15 protein-coding genes are annotated in these 15,178 nt (G+C 73.0%); 6 read left to right on the top strand and 9 right to left on the bottom strand.

Annotation, left to right across the window (positions count from 1 at the left end; all coding sequences use genetic code 11):
• Positions 1 to 2 precede the first annotated feature (2 nt).
• The 3 genes from ACFWEG_RS01320 to ACFWEG_RS01330 form a co-directional block, all read right to left on the bottom strand.
• Positions 3 to 1,055, bottom strand: a complete 1,053-nt coding sequence (locus tag ACFWEG_RS01320) for a phosphotransferase (RefSeq protein WP_387207835.1) — start codon at positions 1,053 to 1,055, stop codon at positions 3 to 5.
• 10 nt (positions 1,056 to 1,065) lie between these two features.
• Positions 1,066 to 1,551 carry a pyridoxamine 5'-phosphate oxidase family protein gene (locus ACFWEG_RS01325; RefSeq protein ID WP_387207837.1) on the bottom strand — a complete coding sequence of 162 codons (486 nt, stop codon included), beginning with the start codon at positions 1,549 to 1,551 and terminating at the stop codon, positions 1,066 to 1,068.
• Positions 1,552 to 1,625: 74 nt separating this feature from the next.
• Complete coding sequence (locus tag ACFWEG_RS01330; protein ID WP_387207839.1) at positions 1,626 to 2,288, bottom strand: response regulator; 663 nt, start codon at positions 2,286 to 2,288, stop codon at positions 1,626 to 1,628.
• A 337-nt stretch (positions 2,289 to 2,625) separates the two neighbouring features.
• Between ACFWEG_RS01330 and pdhA the strand changes: the two genes are divergently transcribed.
• Genes pdhA through ACFWEG_RS01345 form a run of 3 tightly spaced genes read left to right on the top strand, consistent with a single transcriptional unit; the run spans position 2,626 to position 6,280 of the window.
• Entirely contained in the window at positions 2,626 to 3,816 is a 1,191-nt protein-coding gene (pdhA, locus tag ACFWEG_RS01335) for a pyruvate dehydrogenase (acetyl-transferring) E1 component subunit alpha (RefSeq protein ID WP_387207841.1), read from the top strand.
• Between the two features lie 2 nt (positions 3,817 to 3,818).
• The gene (locus ACFWEG_RS01340; RefSeq protein WP_387207843.1) at positions 3,819 to 4,799 is read left to right on the top strand and encodes an alpha-ketoacid dehydrogenase subunit beta; all 981 of its coding nucleotides are present in this window, start codon (positions 3,819 to 3,821) and stop codon (positions 4,797 to 4,799) included.
• 14 nt (positions 4,800 to 4,813) lie between these two features.
• Positions 4,814 to 6,280 carry a dihydrolipoamide acetyltransferase family protein gene (locus tag ACFWEG_RS01345; RefSeq protein WP_387207846.1) on the top strand — a complete coding sequence of 489 codons (1,467 nt, stop codon included), beginning with the start codon at positions 4,814 to 4,816 and terminating at the stop codon, positions 6,278 to 6,280.
• A gap of 53 nt (positions 6,281 to 6,333) precedes the next feature.
• Here the strand turns inward: ACFWEG_RS01345 and ACFWEG_RS01350 are convergent, their stop codons facing one another.
• Positions 6,334 to 7,566, bottom strand: a complete 1,233-nt coding sequence (locus ACFWEG_RS01350) for a hypothetical protein (protein ID WP_387207848.1) — start codon at positions 7,564 to 7,566, stop codon at positions 6,334 to 6,336.
• A 55-nt stretch (positions 7,567 to 7,621) separates the two neighbouring features.
• On the bottom strand, positions 7,622 to 8,503 hold the full coding sequence (locus ACFWEG_RS01355; protein WP_387207850.1) for a D-alanyl-D-alanine carboxypeptidase family protein: 882 nt from the start codon (positions 8,501 to 8,503) through the stop codon (positions 7,622 to 7,624).
• A 185-nt stretch (positions 8,504 to 8,688) separates the two neighbouring features.
• On the opposite strand from ACFWEG_RS01355, the gene ACFWEG_RS01360 reads away from it, so the two are divergent.
• The gene (locus ACFWEG_RS01360) at positions 8,689 to 9,339 is read left to right on the top strand and encodes a GntR family transcriptional regulator (RefSeq protein ID WP_387207852.1); all 651 of its coding nucleotides are present in this window, start codon (positions 8,689 to 8,691) and stop codon (positions 9,337 to 9,339) included.
• Complete coding sequence (locus tag ACFWEG_RS01365) at positions 9,336 to 10,643, top strand: nitrate/nitrite transporter (protein WP_387207854.1); 1,308 nt, start codon at positions 9,336 to 9,338, stop codon at positions 10,641 to 10,643. Before ACFWEG_RS01360 ends, ACFWEG_RS01365 begins: the two co-directional genes overlap by 4 nt.
• 44 nt (positions 10,644 to 10,687) lie before the next feature.
• On the opposite strand, the gene ACFWEG_RS01370 is transcribed toward ACFWEG_RS01365, so the two are convergent.
• Complete coding sequence (locus ACFWEG_RS01370; protein ID WP_387207856.1) at positions 10,688 to 11,512, bottom strand: maleylpyruvate isomerase family mycothiol-dependent enzyme; 825 nt, start codon at positions 11,510 to 11,512, stop codon at positions 10,688 to 10,690.
• A 197-nt stretch (positions 11,513 to 11,709) separates the two neighbouring features.
• Here ACFWEG_RS01370 and ACFWEG_RS01375 point away from each other — a divergent pair, with 197 nt between their 5' ends.
• Positions 11,710 to 12,519 (top strand): carbon-nitrogen family hydrolase, encoded by an 810-nt coding sequence (locus ACFWEG_RS01375; RefSeq protein WP_387207858.1) that lies wholly within the window; start codon positions 11,710 to 11,712, stop codon positions 12,517 to 12,519.
• Positions 12,520 to 12,559: 40 nt separating this feature from the next.
• Here the strand turns inward: ACFWEG_RS01375 and ACFWEG_RS01380 are convergent, their stop codons facing one another.
• The 3 genes from ACFWEG_RS01380 to ACFWEG_RS01390 form a co-directional block, all read right to left on the bottom strand.
• Positions 12,560 to 13,039 (bottom strand): LURP-one-related/scramblase family protein, encoded by a 480-nt coding sequence (locus ACFWEG_RS01380; protein ID WP_387207860.1) that lies wholly within the window; start codon positions 13,037 to 13,039, stop codon positions 12,560 to 12,562.
• An 88-nt stretch (positions 13,040 to 13,127) separates the two neighbouring features.
• Complete coding sequence (locus tag ACFWEG_RS01385) at positions 13,128 to 13,352, bottom strand: hypothetical protein (protein ID WP_387207863.1); 225 nt, start codon at positions 13,350 to 13,352, stop codon at positions 13,128 to 13,130.
• Between the two features lie 109 nt (positions 13,353 to 13,461).
• Positions 13,462 to 14,760, bottom strand: a complete 1,299-nt coding sequence (locus ACFWEG_RS01390) for a M18 family aminopeptidase (protein WP_387207865.1) — start codon at positions 14,758 to 14,760, stop codon at positions 13,462 to 13,464.
• Between the last annotated feature and the right edge of the window lie 418 nt (positions 14,761 to 15,178).

Genomic DNA, 15,178 nt, shown 5'->3' on the forward strand with positions numbered 1-15,178 from the left:
CCTCACTCGGCGAAGGCCGCCTCCACCGCCTCGTACTCCTTCGTCCACCACACCACCAGGGCCGACGCAGCGGGAATCTGCGCGTCGGCCCTGCGGTCGTGCCGCAGGTAGCGCCACCGGAGCATCCAGAAGTCGTTGAGCCGCTCCCACCACACCCGGTGCACGGCCGCCGCCAGCTCCGCGCCGTCGGCCCCGGCGGCCCGCCGGTAGGCGCCCGCGTAGGCGCGCACCTTCTCCAGGTCGAGCGCCCCCGACGGCCGCAGGAAGAAGATCGCCGCGGCCCGTACCGCCTCCTCCGCGCGCGGCCCGTCCGCCAGCCGGTCCCAGTCGACGACGGCGACGGGCCGGGTGCCCCGGTAGAGCAGGTTGAGCGGATGGAAGTCCCCGTGCACCCAGCCCGTCGCCCCGCCGGGCGGCGGCCTGCGGTGGCCGTGCGCGTCGAGCAGCCGGAGCCGCTCGGTCAGCCGCTGCTCGGCGAGCGCGTCGAAGGCGTCGTACGGTCCGGCGCCGCGGGCCAGCGGCAGCAGCAGCTCGATCAGGCCGCGGGTCTCGGCCGGATCGGCGCTGGGGTGCTCGCCGGCCGGTGCGCCCATCACCCGCGCCAGGCAGGCGTGGACGAACCCGAGCAGCGCGCCGAGCGTCCGCGACTGGGCCGCGGTGAGCTGCGCCCCCTGCCGGTGCCGGCCCTCGACCCACGGGTGCAGCGCGTAGCAGCGGCCGTCCACGACGGTGACGGTGCCGCCGGCGGCGTCCGACAGCGGCGCGGCGACCGGGACACCGAGCTCCGCGAGGCGCCGCACGGCCCGGTGCCGCCGGACGACGGCCGCGCTGTCGCCGTCGAGATGGTGCTTGAGGAAGTAGCGGCCGCCGGCGGTGTCGACGCGGTAGCCCCGGTTGAGGAGCCCCTGGGCGACGGGGACGCAGCCGAGGGGCTCGCCCACGCCGTAGCCGCGCAGCAAGGCCCGCAGGGGCGGCGTGTCGGAGGGGGGACGGGGGCGCGGGGGGAGCGCGAGGAGCGCAGAGGTGGTCAGAGGTGGTGCGTCGGAGCGCGGCACGCGCCAGATGCTAGAGGACGCGCTCCGCATCCGGCCCCGGCGTGCGCCCGGCGGTCGGAGGCAGGGGCCGCAGCCGGTGCGCCTCGCCGAACTCGGGGGTGAGCCACAGGTACACCGGGTCGTAGCTCTCGTCGTCCACCCCGTGCGGGAGCGGGCCGAGCAGGGCGCTCTCGGCGGGGGCGGCGCCGTCGCGCACGAGCCGGCAGGTGCCGATGACGTGGGCGGTCCACAGGTCGTCGAGGCCGTGGCCGGTGCGGTCGGGGGCCGCGATGCCGTCCGCCACGGCCGGGGTCATGTTGTCGGCGGCGTACGCGACGACGGCGCCGGAGAGCGCCTGGTGGTGCCCGCCGCCGCGGTGCATCCGGATCAGCACGCGGCCGTCGACGACGGCGTGCCGGGCGAGCGCCAGATAGGGCATCGCCCGGAGGCTGGCGGACACGCGGCCGTGCGGGACCCGGCTCAGCAGGTCGATCGCGCGGAGTTCGTCGATGGGCATGTTCCCACCCTGCGCCGGGGCCTCTTCGGACCGCCAGGGGAGCCCGCCCCGGACGATCGGGACGAAGGTCCCGGTCAGCGCGGTCGCTCGGACTGGATCCGGGCGATGTACGCCGCGGCCTGCGAGCGGCGCTCCATGCCGAGCTTGGACAGCAGCGAGGAGACGTAGTTCTTGATCGTCTTCTCCGCCAGGTGCAGCCGCTCGCCGATGACCCGGTTGGTCAGGCCCTCGCCGATGAGGTCCAGGATCCTGCGCTCCTGCTCGGTGAGGTGGGCGAGCTTGTCGTCGCCCTTCGGGCTGTTGCCGTCGCGCAGCCGCTGGAGCACCTGGGCGGTCGCCACCGGGTCGAGCAGGGACTTGCCGGAGGCGACGTCGCGGACCGCGTCGATCAGCTCCGTGCCGCGGATCGCCTTCAGGACGTAACCCGAGGCGCCCGCCATGATCGCGTCGAAGAGTGCCTCGTCGTCGGCGAACGAGGTGAGCATGAGGCACTTGACGGACTCGTCGCGGGAACGGATCTCCCGGCACACCTCCACCCCGCTGCCGTCCGGGAGCCGGACGTCGAGCACGGCGACGTCGGGCCGGGTGGCGGGGATGCGGACCAGCGCGTCCGCGGCCGTCCCCGCCTCGCCGACGACCTCGATGTCGTCCTCGACGGAGAGCAGCTCGTGCACACCCCGCCGGACTACTTCGTGGTCGTCGAGGAGGAATACCTGGATTTTTCCTTCTTCGCGCACGTTTGCAGTCTCACACACGAACCCTTCCCGTGCCCGGGGTGCGAGGGATAACGTGCCGGTGTCCCGGGCCCCTGCAAGGCTGTGACCAGTGGTTGTCGTCCCCGACCGCTTCAGATTCCGCGGAATTACTTGGAAATCCAAGCAAAATCGCAGGTCAGAAGGGTTTCACGGATGCGGCGAGCACTGGGTAACGTGCGGTTGTGCAGGGCGCTCGCCGGGGCACCTGTCACGCCTGTACTCCGCTTCACGCACCCACCCCTGTGCGCGGGCGCGGGGCGACGGGCGAGCCGCACTGGCCGCCGGCGAACCCGGGGGCCGGACCGACGGAGGAGCACACGTGACCGTGGAAAGCACTGCCGCAGCAGCGCGCAAGCCGCGTCGCAGCAGTAGCACCAGCACTGCCGGGAAGCGCGCCTCGGGCGCCGCCCGCGCCCGGAAGGCCGCCCCTTCCGACCCGGACCTCGTCCAGCTGCTCACCCCCGAGGGCGAGCGCGTCGAGCACCCGGACTACTCCGTCGACCTGAGCGAGCAGGAGCTGCGCGGTCTCTACCGCGACATGGTCCTCACCCGCCGGTTCGACGCCGAGGCGACCGCCCTCCAGCGCCAGGGCGAGCTGGGCCTGTGGGCCTCGCTGCTCGGCCAGGAGGCCGCCCAGATCGGCTCCGGCCGGGCCACCCGGCCCGACGACTACGTCTTCCCGACCTACCGCGAGCACGGCGTGGCCTGGTGCCGGGGCGTCGACCCGACGAACCTGCTCGGAATGTTCCGGGGCGTGAACCACGGCGGCTGGGACCCCAACTCGAACAACTTCCACCTCTACACGATCGTCATCGGCTCGCAGACCCTGCACGCCACCGGCTACGCGATGGGGGTCGCCAAGGACGGCGCCGACAGCGCGGTCATCGCCTACTTCGGCGACGGCGCCTCCAGCCAGGGCGACGTGGCGGAGTCGTTCACCTTCTCGGCCGTCTACAACGCGCCGGTGGTGTTCTTCTGCCAGAACAACCAGTGGGCGATCAGCGAGCCCACCGAGAAGCAGACCCGCGTCCCCCTCTACCAGCGCGCCCAGGGCTACGGCTTCCCCGGCGTGCGGGTCGACGGCAACGACGTCCTCGCCTGCCTGGCCGTCACCCGGCACGCCCTGGAGCGGGCCCGGCGCGGCGAGGGCCCGATGCTGGTCGAGGCCTTCACCTACCGGATGGGCGCGCACACCACCTCCGACGACCCGACGAAGTACCGGGCGGACGAGGAGCGGGCGGCCTGGGAGGCCAAGGACCCGATCCTGCGGATGCGGACCTACCTGGAGAAGGCAGGGCTCGCGGACGCCGCCTTCTTCGAGGAGCTGGAGGCCGAGAGCGAGGCGCTCGGCAAGCGGGTCCGCGAGACGGTCCGGGCCATGCCCGACCCCGACCTGATGGCGATCTTCGAGAACGTCTACGCGGACGGCAGCGCCCTCGTCGACGAGGAGCGCGCCCAGTTCGCCGCCTACCAGGCCTCCTTCGAGGGCTCCGCCGAAGGGGGCAACTGACCATGGCCACCACCACGATGACGATCGCCAAGGCGCTCAACGAGTCCCTGCGGCACGCCATGGACAGCGACCCCAAGGTCCTCGTCATGGGCGAGGACGTCGGCAAGCTCGGCGGCGTCTTCCGCATCACCGACGGGCTGCAGAAGGACTTCGGCGAGGAGCGGGTCATCGACACCCCGCTCGCCGAGTCCGGCATCGTCGGCACCGCGATCGGCCTGGCCCTGCGCGGCTACCGTCCGGTCGTGGAGATCCAGTTCGACGGGTTCGTCTTCCCCGCCTACGACCAGATCGTCACCCAGCTCGCGAAGATGCACGCCCGTGCGCTCGGCAAGATCAAGCTGCCGGTCGTCGTGCGCATCCCCTACGGCGGCGGTATCGGCGCGGTCGAGCACCACAGCGAGTCGCCGGAGACGCTGTTCGCGCACGTCCCGGGTCTGAAGGTGGTCTCGCCCGCCAACCCGGCGGACGCCTACTGGATGCTCCAGCAGGCCGTCCTCAGCGACGACCCGGTGATCTTCTTCGAGCCCAAGCGCCGCTACTGGGACAAGGGCGAGGTCGATGTGGAGGCCATCCCCTCCTCCCTGCACGAGGCCAAGGTCGTCCGCGAGGGCACGGACCTCACCCTCGTCGCCTACGGGCCGATGGTGAAGGTGTGCCTGGAGGCGGCGGCCGCCGCCGCCGAGGAGGGGGAGTCGGTCGAGGTCCTCGACCTGCGGTCGATGTCCCCGATCGACTTCGACGCGATCCAGGCCTCCGCCGAGCGCACCCGCCGGATCGTCGTGGTGCACGAGGCCCCGGTCTTCCTGGGCACGGGCGCGGAGATCGCCGCCCGGATCACCGAGCGGTGCTTCTACCACCTGGAGGCCCCCGTGCTGCGGGTCGGCGGCTACCACGCCCCGTACCCGCCCGCGCGGCTCGAGGAGGAGTACCTGCCGGGGCTCGACCGGGTCCTCGATGCCGTCGACCGCTCGCTGGCGTACTGAGGGGTGCCGAGACCATGACTACTGATGCCACCGCGGTGCGCTACCGCGAGTTCAAGATGCCGGACGTCGGCGAGGGCCTGACCGAGGCCGAGATCCTCAAGTGGTTCGTCCGGCCCGGCGACACGGTCACCGACGGCCAGGTCGTCTGCGAGGTGGAGACGGCCAAGGCGGCCGTCGAGCTGCCCATCCCCTACGACGGCGTGGTCCACGAGCTGCGGTTCGAGGAGGGGACGACGGTTGACGTCGGCACTTCGATCATCACCGTCGACGTGGGCGGCCCCGACGCCGCCGTCGAGCCCGCCGCGCAGGCCGTCGTCCCGACGGAGCCGGGGGAGCCCGCGGCCCCCGCCCGCACCCCGGTGCTCGTCGGCTACGGCGTGGCCGAGGCCTCCACCAAGCGCCGGGCCCGCAAGCAGGGCGACGGCGCCGCGCAGCCCGCCGCCGCGGCCGTGCAGGGCGAGCTGAACGGCCGCACGCCCGCGCCGGCCGCCCAGGCCCCGGCCCCGGCCGCGGCACCGGTCGAGCCCGCGCCCGTCGCCGCCGGCATAGGGCGACCGCTGGCCAAGCCCCCCGTGCGGAAGCTCGCAAAGGACCTCGGGATCGACCTGGCGACGGTCACCCCGACCGGCCCCGACGGCATCGTCACCCGTGAGGACGTGCACGCGGCCCTGGCGTCCCGGCAGTCCGCCGCCGATGTTTCACGTGAAACGGACGAACCCGCCATCTCGGTCGCAGCCGATGTTTCACGTGAAACACGCGAACCGGCCGCGGCGGATGTTTCACGTGAAACACGCGTCCCGGTCAAGGGCGTGCGCAAGGCCACCGCAGCCGCGATGGTCGGCTCCGCCTTCACCGCGCCGCACGTCACCGAGTTCGTCACCGTCGACGTCACCCGCACCATGAAGCTGGTCGCGGAGCTCAAGGAGGACCGGGCCTTCGACGGTCTGCGGGTGAACCCGCTGCTGCTCGTCGCCAAGGCCCTGCTCGTCGCGATCCGCCGCAACCCGGAGATCAACGCGGCCTGGGACGAGGCGAACCAGGAGATCGTGCTCAAGCACTACGTGAACCTGGGCATCGCCGCGGCCACCCCCCGCGGGCTGCTCGTCCCGAACATCAAGGACGCGCACGCCAAGACGCTGCCGGAGCTGGCCGCTTCGCTCGGCGAGCTGGTCGCCACGGCCCGGGAGGGGAAGACCTCGCCGGCGGCGATGCAGGGCGGCACGGTGACCATCACCAACGTCGGCGTCTTCGGCGTCGACACCGGGACGCCGATCCTGAACCCCGGCGAGTCGGCGATCCTCGCGGTCGGTGCGATCAGGCTCCAGCCGTGGGTGCACAAGGGCAAGGTCAGGCCCCGGCAGGTCACCACCCTCGCCCTGTCCTTCGACCACCGCCTGGTGGACGGCGAACTGGGCTCCAAGGTGCTTGCCGACACGGCGGCGATCCTGGAGCGCCCGAAGCGCCTGCTCAGCTGGTCCTGAGCGGAATCTCCCGAGGGGGCCCGGACGGTACGACGTCCGGGCCCCCTCGGGGTTCACGGCGGTCCCGACCCCAGCAGCGTGAACGCCCCGTAGAGCGCCGATCCCACCGCCGCCGCTCCGACGACCGCGTACGCGCGGCGCAGGGGGCCGCCGGCGAGGGCGAGCGCGGGCGGGATCAGCAGGGGGAACGCCGGCATCATCAGCCGGGGCCGGGAGCCGAAGTAGCCAGCCCCGATCAGCGAGACCGCGACCACGGCGAGGGTGTACGCGAGCACCGGCAGCGGCGGCCGGGTGCGGACGACAAGCACGAGCAGCCACCCGAGCAGGGCGAGGGCCGCCAGCAGCCCCAGCATGGCGGGCAGCGGCAGGCCGAGCACGAAACGGCCGAGCGAGACGCCGAAGTCGATGCTGTTGCCCCAGGAGGCCTGCACGTCGAAGTAGGCCCTCGGGCCGCCCTCGCGGACCGCGACGAAGACCACGTAGCCCAGCCAGCCCGCCGGGGCCAGGCAGACGCCGGCGAGCACGCGCCACGGCAGCCGTTCGCGCCACGGCAGATCACGGCCGGTCAACACCTGGTGAACGGCGGTCAGGGCGAGCGCGGCGATCAGCGCGGCCGCCGTCGGCCGGGTGAGGCCCGCAAGGGCGCACAGCAGACCGGCGGCGAGCCACCGCCGGGTGAGCACGGCGTGGAGGGACCAGGCGGCGAGTGCGGTGAAGAGCGTCTCGGTGTAGGCCATCGACTGGACGAAGGCCGTCGGGTACGCCCCCCACAGGGCCGCGAGCAGCACCCCCGCGCGACGGCCGTGCAGACGCGCCCCGACGGCGAAGATCCCCCAGGCGGCGGCGAGCGCCGCGAGGTGCCCGACGAGCAGCCCCGCGCCGCCGTAGGAGAGGCCGAGCCACGACAGGGCACGCTCCAGGAGCGGGAGCAGCGGGAAGAACGCCAGGTCGGAGTGGACCGAGCCGTCGGGGAGGGTGACGGTGTAGCCGTAGCCGTCCGCGGCGATCCGCTGGTACCAGACCGCGTCCCACCGGCCGTGCAGCCGGAAACCGCCGTCCTTCCCGGTGGCCAGGGAGGCGGCGGCGAGGACCAGCAGGCCGAGCGCTCGCACGGCGGCGTAGGCGAGCAGGGCGGGGGCGGCCGCGCGGGCGGCCGCCCGCAGCCGGTCCCGCCGGCGCGTTCGGTCCGCGGGGTCCGCGGGGCGCGCCGGCACGCCGACGGCCCCGGTACCGGGATCGGTGCCGGGGCCGTGCGGGGTTCCGGAGGACGCTGCGGTGGCCGACATGGGTCCGATTATCGCGAGCGCTCCGCGACGGTCGGCCCGGTGGGTGCCGCGACGGCTACGGCGCGGTCCTGAAGGCGTGGTCCAGGAGCTTCGTGGCGTCCGGGAAGCGCTTCTCCGAGGTGGAGGCGAGCAGGACGCCGGTGATCGTGCGGTCGCCGCGCTTGGCGGCGAACATCAGGCAGTAGCCCGAGGCGGGGCCCGACCCGGTCTTCAGGCCGATGGCGCCCCGGTAGGTGCTGAGCAGCTTGTTGGTGTTGTACCAGGTGTAGGTGCGGATCCGGCCGTTGCTGGCCGTGGCCTTCGCGACGTACGACTGGTCGTCGGCGACCGCCTTGAAGGTCGGGCTCTTCAGGACGTCGCGGGCCAGCTTGGTGAGGTCCTTGGGCGTGGAGTAGTTGCTGCCGTTGGAGATGCCGTCGAACGAGTCGTACTTGGTGCTCGTCATCCCGAGCGTCTTGGCCCGCGCGTTCATCTTGGCGACGAAGGACTTGGTGCGCGCGGCGGTGGTCGAACCGGTGCCGAAGGTGTCGGCGAGCGCGTAGGCCGCGTCGCAGCCGGAGGGGAGCAGCATCGCGCTGAGCAGCTGACGGACGGTGAGCTTGTCGCCGACCTTCAGGTACGCGCTGCTGGCGTTCTTCTGCCAGATGCGGTCGACGTAGGCCTGCTTGATCGTGATCTTCTTGCTGAGGTTCAGGCCCTTGGCGTTGAGCACGACGTCGGCGGTCATCACCTTGGTGAGGCTCGCCATCGAGCGCTTCGTGGTGGAGCCCTTGGAGAAGAGCGCCCGTCCGGTGCCCGCGTCGACCATGTACGCGCCCCGGGCGGTGACCGTCGGCGCGGCCGCCTGGGCAGGCACCGACAGGAGCGGGACGGACAGCACGACGCCGGTCGTCAGCGTGGCGACGGCGGTTCTGCGGACCCGGGTGCCGTGTATCAAGATGAACGCTCCGAATATGCGAAATGCCCGAATTGAGCGCCGCATCGGTGTGGCGCCTGAAAGGGAGACGCCTCGCGGGCGCAAAAGGATGCACGCGAGCGGCGACAGAATCAGGCGGCCGCGCGCCCCCATCCGCCATCCGGACGCCCCTTCGCATGCGTACCGCTTGTATCTAAGCTGTGCGCATGCCGTCAGCCCCCGCCCCGCCCGCCGCAGTACGCGTCTACTCGCACATCAAGGAGGCGGTCCTCGACCGCCGCTACGAGGGCGGCACGCTGCTCACCGAGGGCGGTCTCGCCGAGGCGGTGGGGGTGTCGAGGACGCCGGTGCGCGAGGCGCTCCTGCGCCTGGAGGTCGAAGGGCTGATCAAGCTCTACCCCAAGAAGGGCGCCCTGGTCCTCGCCGTCTCCGCGCAGGAGATATCCGACGTCGTCGAGACGCGGCTGCTCGTCGAGGAGTTCGCGGTCCGCAAGGTGGTCCCCGCGCCCCCGCCCCACCTGGTCCCGCGGCTCACCGAACTCCTGGCGAAGCAGCGCGCACAGGCCGAGGCCGGGGAACTCGCCGAGTGCGCCGTCACCGACCGGTGCTTCCACGCCGAGATCGTCCGCGCCGCCGGGAACGAGATCCTCTCCCGGCTCTACGACCAGCTCCGCGACCGCCAACTCCGCATGGGAGTGGCGCTGATGCACGCCCACCCCGAACGGGTGGCCCGCACGCTCGCGGAGCACGCGGAGATCGTCGAGGCCGTCCGCGACGGCGACGTGGAGGCCGCCGCCGAGTGCGTACGGCGGCACGTCGGCCGGGTGCGGATCCTGGTCCGGGGCGAGGACCGGTGAGCGCCGGCACCCCGGCCGGGCTGCTGCCCGGCGATCCGCCCGGCGGCCGGCGCGCCGCCTTCGTCTGGGGCATCGGCGTCGCCGTCTACTTCGTCGCCGTCATCTTCCGCACCTCGCTCGGGGTCGCGGGACTGGACGCGGCCGACCGCTTCGCCATCAACGCCTCGGCCCTGTCGACCTTCTCGATCCTGCAGCTGCTCGTCTACGCCGGCATGCAGATACCCGTCGGACTGATGGTCGACCGGCTCGGCACCAAGAAGGTGCTGCTGCTGGGCATCCTGCTGTTCACCGCGGGCCAGCTCGCCTTCGCCTTCGCGCCGTCCTACGGCACGGCGGTCGCCGCCCGCGCCCTGCTCGGCTGCGGCGACGCGATGACGTTCATCAGCGTGCTGCGCCTGGGCAGCCGCTGGTTCCCCGCCCGGCGCGGCCCGCTGATCGCGCAGGTGGCCGCGCTGTTCGGGGTCGGCGGCAACCTGGTCTCCACCCTGGTCGTCTCCCGCACCCTGCACGGCGTCGGCTGGACGGCGACCTTCGCGGGCAGCGCCGTGGCCGGCGTCCTCGTCCTCGTCCTGGCCCTGGCCTTCCTGAAGGATCACCCCGAGGGGTACGAGCCCGCCCCGGCCCGCAAGGAGCGCTCCGGGTACGTCCGGGCGCAGATCGCCGCGGCCTGGCGCGAGCCGGGCACGCGGCTCGGCATGTGGGTGCACTTCTCCGGGCAGTTCCCGGCGATGGTGTTCCTGCTGCTGTGGGGGATGCCGTTCCTCATCGAGGCGCAGGGCATGGACCGCTCCGGCGCGGGCGACCTGCTCACGGTGGTGGTGGTCTCCAACATGGTCGTCGGCCTCGTCTACGGCCAGGTGATCGCCCGTCACCACGAGGCGCGGCTGCCGCTCGCCGTCGGCACCGTCCTCGCGACGGCGCTGCTGTGGGCCGCCGTCCTCGCCGTCCCCGGCCGGTCCCCGCTGTGGCTGCTCGTCACGCTGTGCGCGGTCCTGGGGTCCTGCGGGCCGGCGTCGATGATCGGCTTCGACTTCGCCCGGCCGGCCAACCCGCCCGCCCGGCAGGGGACGGCGTCGGGGATCGTCAACATGGGCGGATTCACCGCGTCCATGGTGACGCTGCTCGCCGTCGGCGTGCTCCTGGACGCGACGGGGGACGACTACCGGATCGCCTTCGCGTCGGTCTTCGTCCTGCAGGCGCTCGGCCTCACCCAGATGCTGCGGCTCAGGCGCCGCGTGGCCAGGATCGAGCGCGAACGGCTCGTCGCCAGCCGGGTGGAGACGGTGCACGTCCCCGTTCCCTGAACCGCAGCCCGCGCGGGACGCGCCGTCCGCGCGGACCCGCCGGTTCACGGCGTGACGGCGAACCCCCGCAGGATCGCGTCGGCCAGCTCCTGGTCGCCCTCGACCTTGATCCGGTCGGCGACGGCGTGCCCGCGGACCCGCCCGCACGCCAGCCGGTAGTACGTCTCCCAGTCGAGTGTCAGCGTGATCGCGGGGCCCAGCGAGGGCGTGCCGTCGATCGTGCCCCGGCCGTCGGCGTCGACGCGGACGGTACGCAGGAACTCGACCGGACCGTGCACGTCCACCACGACCGCGGAGTTGGCCGGCGCGCCCGCCGTGTGGGCGACGACCTTCGGGAGGCCCTCCAGGAGCACGTCACGGGCGATCAGCGCGCCGGGCGCGTCCAGGTCGCCCGGCCGGTTCAGCGCCGTCCGCAGGTCCTGCTCGTGCACCCAGACGTCGAACGCCCGGTTCCGCATGGCCTGTTCGAGGGTGACCTCGGTGCCGAGCGGGCCGCGCAGGACCGCCTCGGGGCCGCGGGTCTCGTTGCGCAGCTGCCGGTTGCGGCGGATGAGGGTGTACTCCAGCTCCGCGGTCATCTCGGGGGCCGTGTGGTGCCGCCGGACGTCGACCTGCATCTCCATGTACCGCTGGTGCTCGTTGGTGACGTGGTAGAGGTCGCGCGGCAGCGAGTGGATCGGCCGGGGGTCGCCGAGCATCTCGCACTCCAGGCCGATGACGTGCGACACGATGTCGCGCACCGACCAGCCCGGGCAGGGCGTCGCACGGTTCCACTCACCCTCGGCCAGCGGCAGGACGAGCTCGGATATCGCCTCGATGGAGTGGGCCCAGGCGTCGGCGTAGGGCTGGAGGCTGGGATGGACGGTCAACGGGACCCCTCGGGCGGTCGAACACGGGCGGGCGGACGAGCGGGTGGGCGAACGGCGCGGGCGGACGGGCAGCGGACGGGGACGGCGGCGGGCGTTCCTGGTCAGTCAAAGTACGCTGCGGCGAGGCACCCTTGCAGTGCTTTCGTGTGACGATCGTAGGCCCGTGACGACGGCTCGAATGCCAGGACGGTGGTAGTGTGCGCGCCTCCCTCATCCAGATCGGTGTAGACCGGTCGGAATCGCCCGATAACCGTCGTGCGCGGGCCGCCGCGCTGGTCCGGGAGCACGCCGGGGGCACCGACGGCGATCTCGTCGTCCTCCCCGAGCTGTGGCCGGTCGGCGCGTTCGCCTACGAGGACTTCGCCGCCGAGGCGGAGCCGCTGGAGGGCCCCACCCACGCGGTGATGTCCGAGGCCGCGCGGGACGCGGGCGTCTGGCTGCACGCCGGCTCGATCGTGGAGCGCGGACCCGCCTCGGGTGACGGCGAGGGGCCGCTGTTCAACACCTCGCTGGTCTTCGACCCCACCGGCCGGCTGGTCCGGGCCTACCGCAAGATCCACCGCTTCGGCTTCGACCGCGGCGAGGCGACGCTGATGGCCGCCGGCGACGAGCTCGCCGTGGTCCGCCACCCGGAGCTCGACCTCGGCCTCGCCACCTGCTACGACCTGCGCTTCCCCGAGCTCTTCCGGGGGCTGACCGACCTCGGCGCGCAGGCGTTCGTCGTCCCGGCGGGCTGGCCCGAGCGCCGCCGCGCCCACTGGACCCTGCTCGCGCAGGCCCGCGCGGTCGAGAACCAGGCGTACGTCCTGGCCTGCGGCACCGCCGGCACCCACGCGGACGTGCCGCAGGCGGGCCACAGCATCGTCGTCGACCCCTGGGGCGAGGTGCTGGCCGAGGCGGGGGCGGACGAAGAAGTCCTGGCCGTCGAACTCGACCCCGCGCGGGTCGCCCTGACGCGCGAGCAGTTCCCGGCGCTGAAGGACCGCCGGCTCGGCGTGGAGCGCTGAGCCGGGGCCGCGGGCGCGCCGCGGACGGGTGGGCCGCGGCCTACTGCGCCGCCAACTGGTCGACGCACACGCACACCGCGATCAGCAGCCCGCGGTCGGCGTCCTCGCGGGTGATCTCGATGCCGTAGGTGTCCCGCAGACGGAAGAACTTGCGGGAGACCTCGGCGAGCGTGTCGCCGTCGCGCTTGACCGTGTACTCGCGGTCGATGAAGTTGCCGCGGACGTCGAGCTGCCCCCCGTGGGCGAGATCGACGACGTACCGGTCCCGGAAGACCTTGATCAGCTTCTTGTGGACGGTGGCCAGGGTCTCGCCGTCCCGTTCGATCCGCATCCGGTCGCGGACGCTGATCATCTTCTTGCGGATGACGGCGACCTCGTTCCCCTCGGCGTCCTTCAGCACGAAGGTGTCGCGGAGGCGGAGCGCCTTGCCGTCGACGTGGAAGACGCGGTCGCCGTCCTCGTCCTTGATCCAGTAGTCGTCGCCGATCGCGAGCAGGCGTTCCTTCACCAGGTATCTCATGGCCTGACGCCTACCCGCGCGCGGGGCCCCGACCGCGGTCGGGGCCCCAGGTACACGCATTCAGCCGTCCCGCCGGGACGGCGTGCGGTCACCGGTAGTCGGGTCGGGTGCCGTCCTCGACGACCGCGCCGTCACCCGGGACGATGACCCGGCGCCGGCGCAGGACCGTGCTGTAGACCGCGGCCCCGATCAGGCCGACCACCATCATGATCACGCCGACCAGGTCGACGTTCACGCTGTCCAGCTTCCAGTCCGTCGCGAACGTCAGGATGGCGCCCACCGCGATCAGACCGATGCATCCACCGATGCCCATGATTCCGCCCTCTCCGATTCGGTCGGCCGCCTGCCGGGACCGGCTCGCTTGGAGATGCGGGTACCCCCGTCCTCAACGCACATGCGGGACACGGGAATCGGGTGGGGTGTCAGTCCGTCAGGAAGGCCAGCAGCGCGTTGGCGAGGTGGAACGGGTCGTCCGCGCCGCACAGTTCGCGGGCGCTGTGCATGGACAGGATCGCGACGCCGATGTCGACCGTGCTGACCCCGTGCCGGGCGGCGGTGATGGGGCCGATCGTGGTGCCGCACGGCATCGCGTTGTTGGAGACGAAGTTCTGCATCGGCACCTGGGCCCGCTCGCAGGCGGCGGCGAACACCGCGCGCCCCGAACCGTCGGTGGCGTACCGCTGGTTGACGTTGACCTTCAGGATGGGGCCGCCGTTCGCCCGCGGGTGGTGCGTCGGGTCGTGCCGCTCGGCGTAGTTGGGGTGCACCGCGTGCCCGGTGTCGGAGGAGAGGCAGACGGTGCCGGCGAAGGCGCGCGCACGGTCCTCGTACGCCCCGCCGCGCGCGAAGACCGAGCGCTCCAGGACGTTGCCGAGCAGCGGGCCCTGGGCGCCGGTGTCGGCCTCGGAGCCGTTCTCCTCGTGGTCGAAGGCCGCGAGCACCGGGATGTGGGTGAGCGTCTCGCTCCCGGCGGCGGCGATCAGCGCGGCGACGCCCGCGTGCACCGAGATCAGGTTGTCCATCCGGGGCCCGGCCAGCAGCTCGCGGTCGCGGCCCAGGTAGGCGGGCGCCTCCACGGCGTGCACCATCAGGTCCCAGCCGGCCACGTCCTCGGGGTCGACGCCGGCCTCCTCGGCGACGAAGCGCACGATGCCGCCTTCGTCGTCGCGGACGTCGCCGAGGCCCCAGACCGGCTGCATGTGCTTCTGCCGGTCCAGCTTCAGGCCGTCGTTCGCCTGCCGGTCGAGGTGGATCGCGAGCTGCGGGACACGCAGCAGCGGGCGGTCCACGTTCACCAGCCGGTGCGAGCCGTCGCGCAGCGTCAGCCGGCCGGCGAGGCCCAGGTCGCGGTCCAGCCAGGTGTTCAGGAGGGTGCCGCCGTAGACCTCGACCGCGACCTGCCGCCAGCCGTGCGCGCCGGTGTCCGGCAGCGGCTTGACCCGCAGGTTCGGCGAGTCGGTGTGCGCGCCGACGATCCGGTACGGGGTGTGCGGCCGTGCGCCCTCGGGCACGAACCACGCGATCAGCGCGCCGCCGCGCAGCACGTACTTACCGCCGGTCGTGCCGTCCCAGGCGGCGGTCTCGTGGACCTGCCGGAAGCCGGCCTTCTCCAGGCGCTCGGCCGCGTTCGCCACCGCGTGGTACGGGGTCGGGGACGCGGCGAGGTAGCCCATGAGGTCATCGGTGTGTCCGCGGTCGAAGCGGACGGGAGTGCTGGTCATCCGGTCAGGGTAGCCAGGCCCGCCGTCCGGGGGCGGCTCCCGGTCCGCCCGGGCTCCGCCACCCTGCGCCGAGCGGCGGTACGGGACCCCGCGGGCCGTCGCGCGGCGGTCCGCCGGGCCGTGGCCGGGCCGCGGCCCGCCGTTCGCCGGGGCTTCACTGTCAGTGGTGCGTGCGACCCTGCGCAGAAGGGCAGATTCCATCGGCCGGGCCCGAGCGCTCCGGCAGCGAAGGGGGCGATCCATGACGACGACGGTCCGTTCCGCCTGGTGTGCTCATCCCGGCCGGCCCTTCTGCGGGGCCTGCGCCCCGCGGACCCGCGATCCGGTCCGCCTGTCCGAGGTCCTGGCGGACCTGCTCCCGTCACGGGTCCCCGCGCAGCCGGACAGCGCGGCGGCCCGCCCCCGGGAGAGCCGGGAG

Origin of the sequence: Streptomyces sp. NPDC060194 (assembly GCF_042728285.1) — a bacterium.
Taxonomy (GTDB): Bacteria; Actinomycetota; Actinomycetes; order Streptomycetales; family Streptomycetaceae; genus Streptomyces.

Bases quoted from the DNA above. Each gene is read 5' to 3' on its own strand.
- ACFWEG_RS01360 (WP_387207852.1), top strand. From the start codon at position 8,689: ATGCCGTCAGCCCCCGCCCCGCCCGCCGCAGTACGCGTCTACTCGCAC.
- ACFWEG_RS01390 (WP_387207865.1), bottom strand. From the start codon at position 14,760: ATGACCAGCACTCCCGTCCGCTTCGACCGCGGACACACCGATGACCTC.
- ACFWEG_RS01385 (WP_387207863.1), bottom strand. From the start codon at position 13,352: ATGGGCATCGGTGGATGCATCGGTCTGATCGCGGTGGGCGCCATCCTG.
- ACFWEG_RS01340 (WP_387207843.1), top strand. From the start codon at position 3,819: ATGGCCACCACCACGATGACGATCGCCAAGGCGCTCAACGAGTCCCTG.
- ACFWEG_RS01350 (WP_387207848.1), bottom strand. From the start codon at position 7,566: ATGTCGGCCACCGCAGCGTCCTCCGGAACCCCGCACGGCCCCGGCACC.
- ACFWEG_RS01345 (WP_387207846.1), top strand. From the start codon at position 4,814: ATGACTACTGATGCCACCGCGGTGCGCTACCGCGAGTTCAAGATGCCG.
- ACFWEG_RS01325 (WP_387207837.1), bottom strand. From the start codon at position 1,551: ATGCCCATCGACGAACTCCGCGCGATCGACCTGCTGAGCCGGGTCCCG.
- ACFWEG_RS01380 (WP_387207860.1), bottom strand. From the start codon at position 13,039: ATGAGATACCTGGTGAAGGAACGCCTGCTCGCGATCGGCGACGACTAC.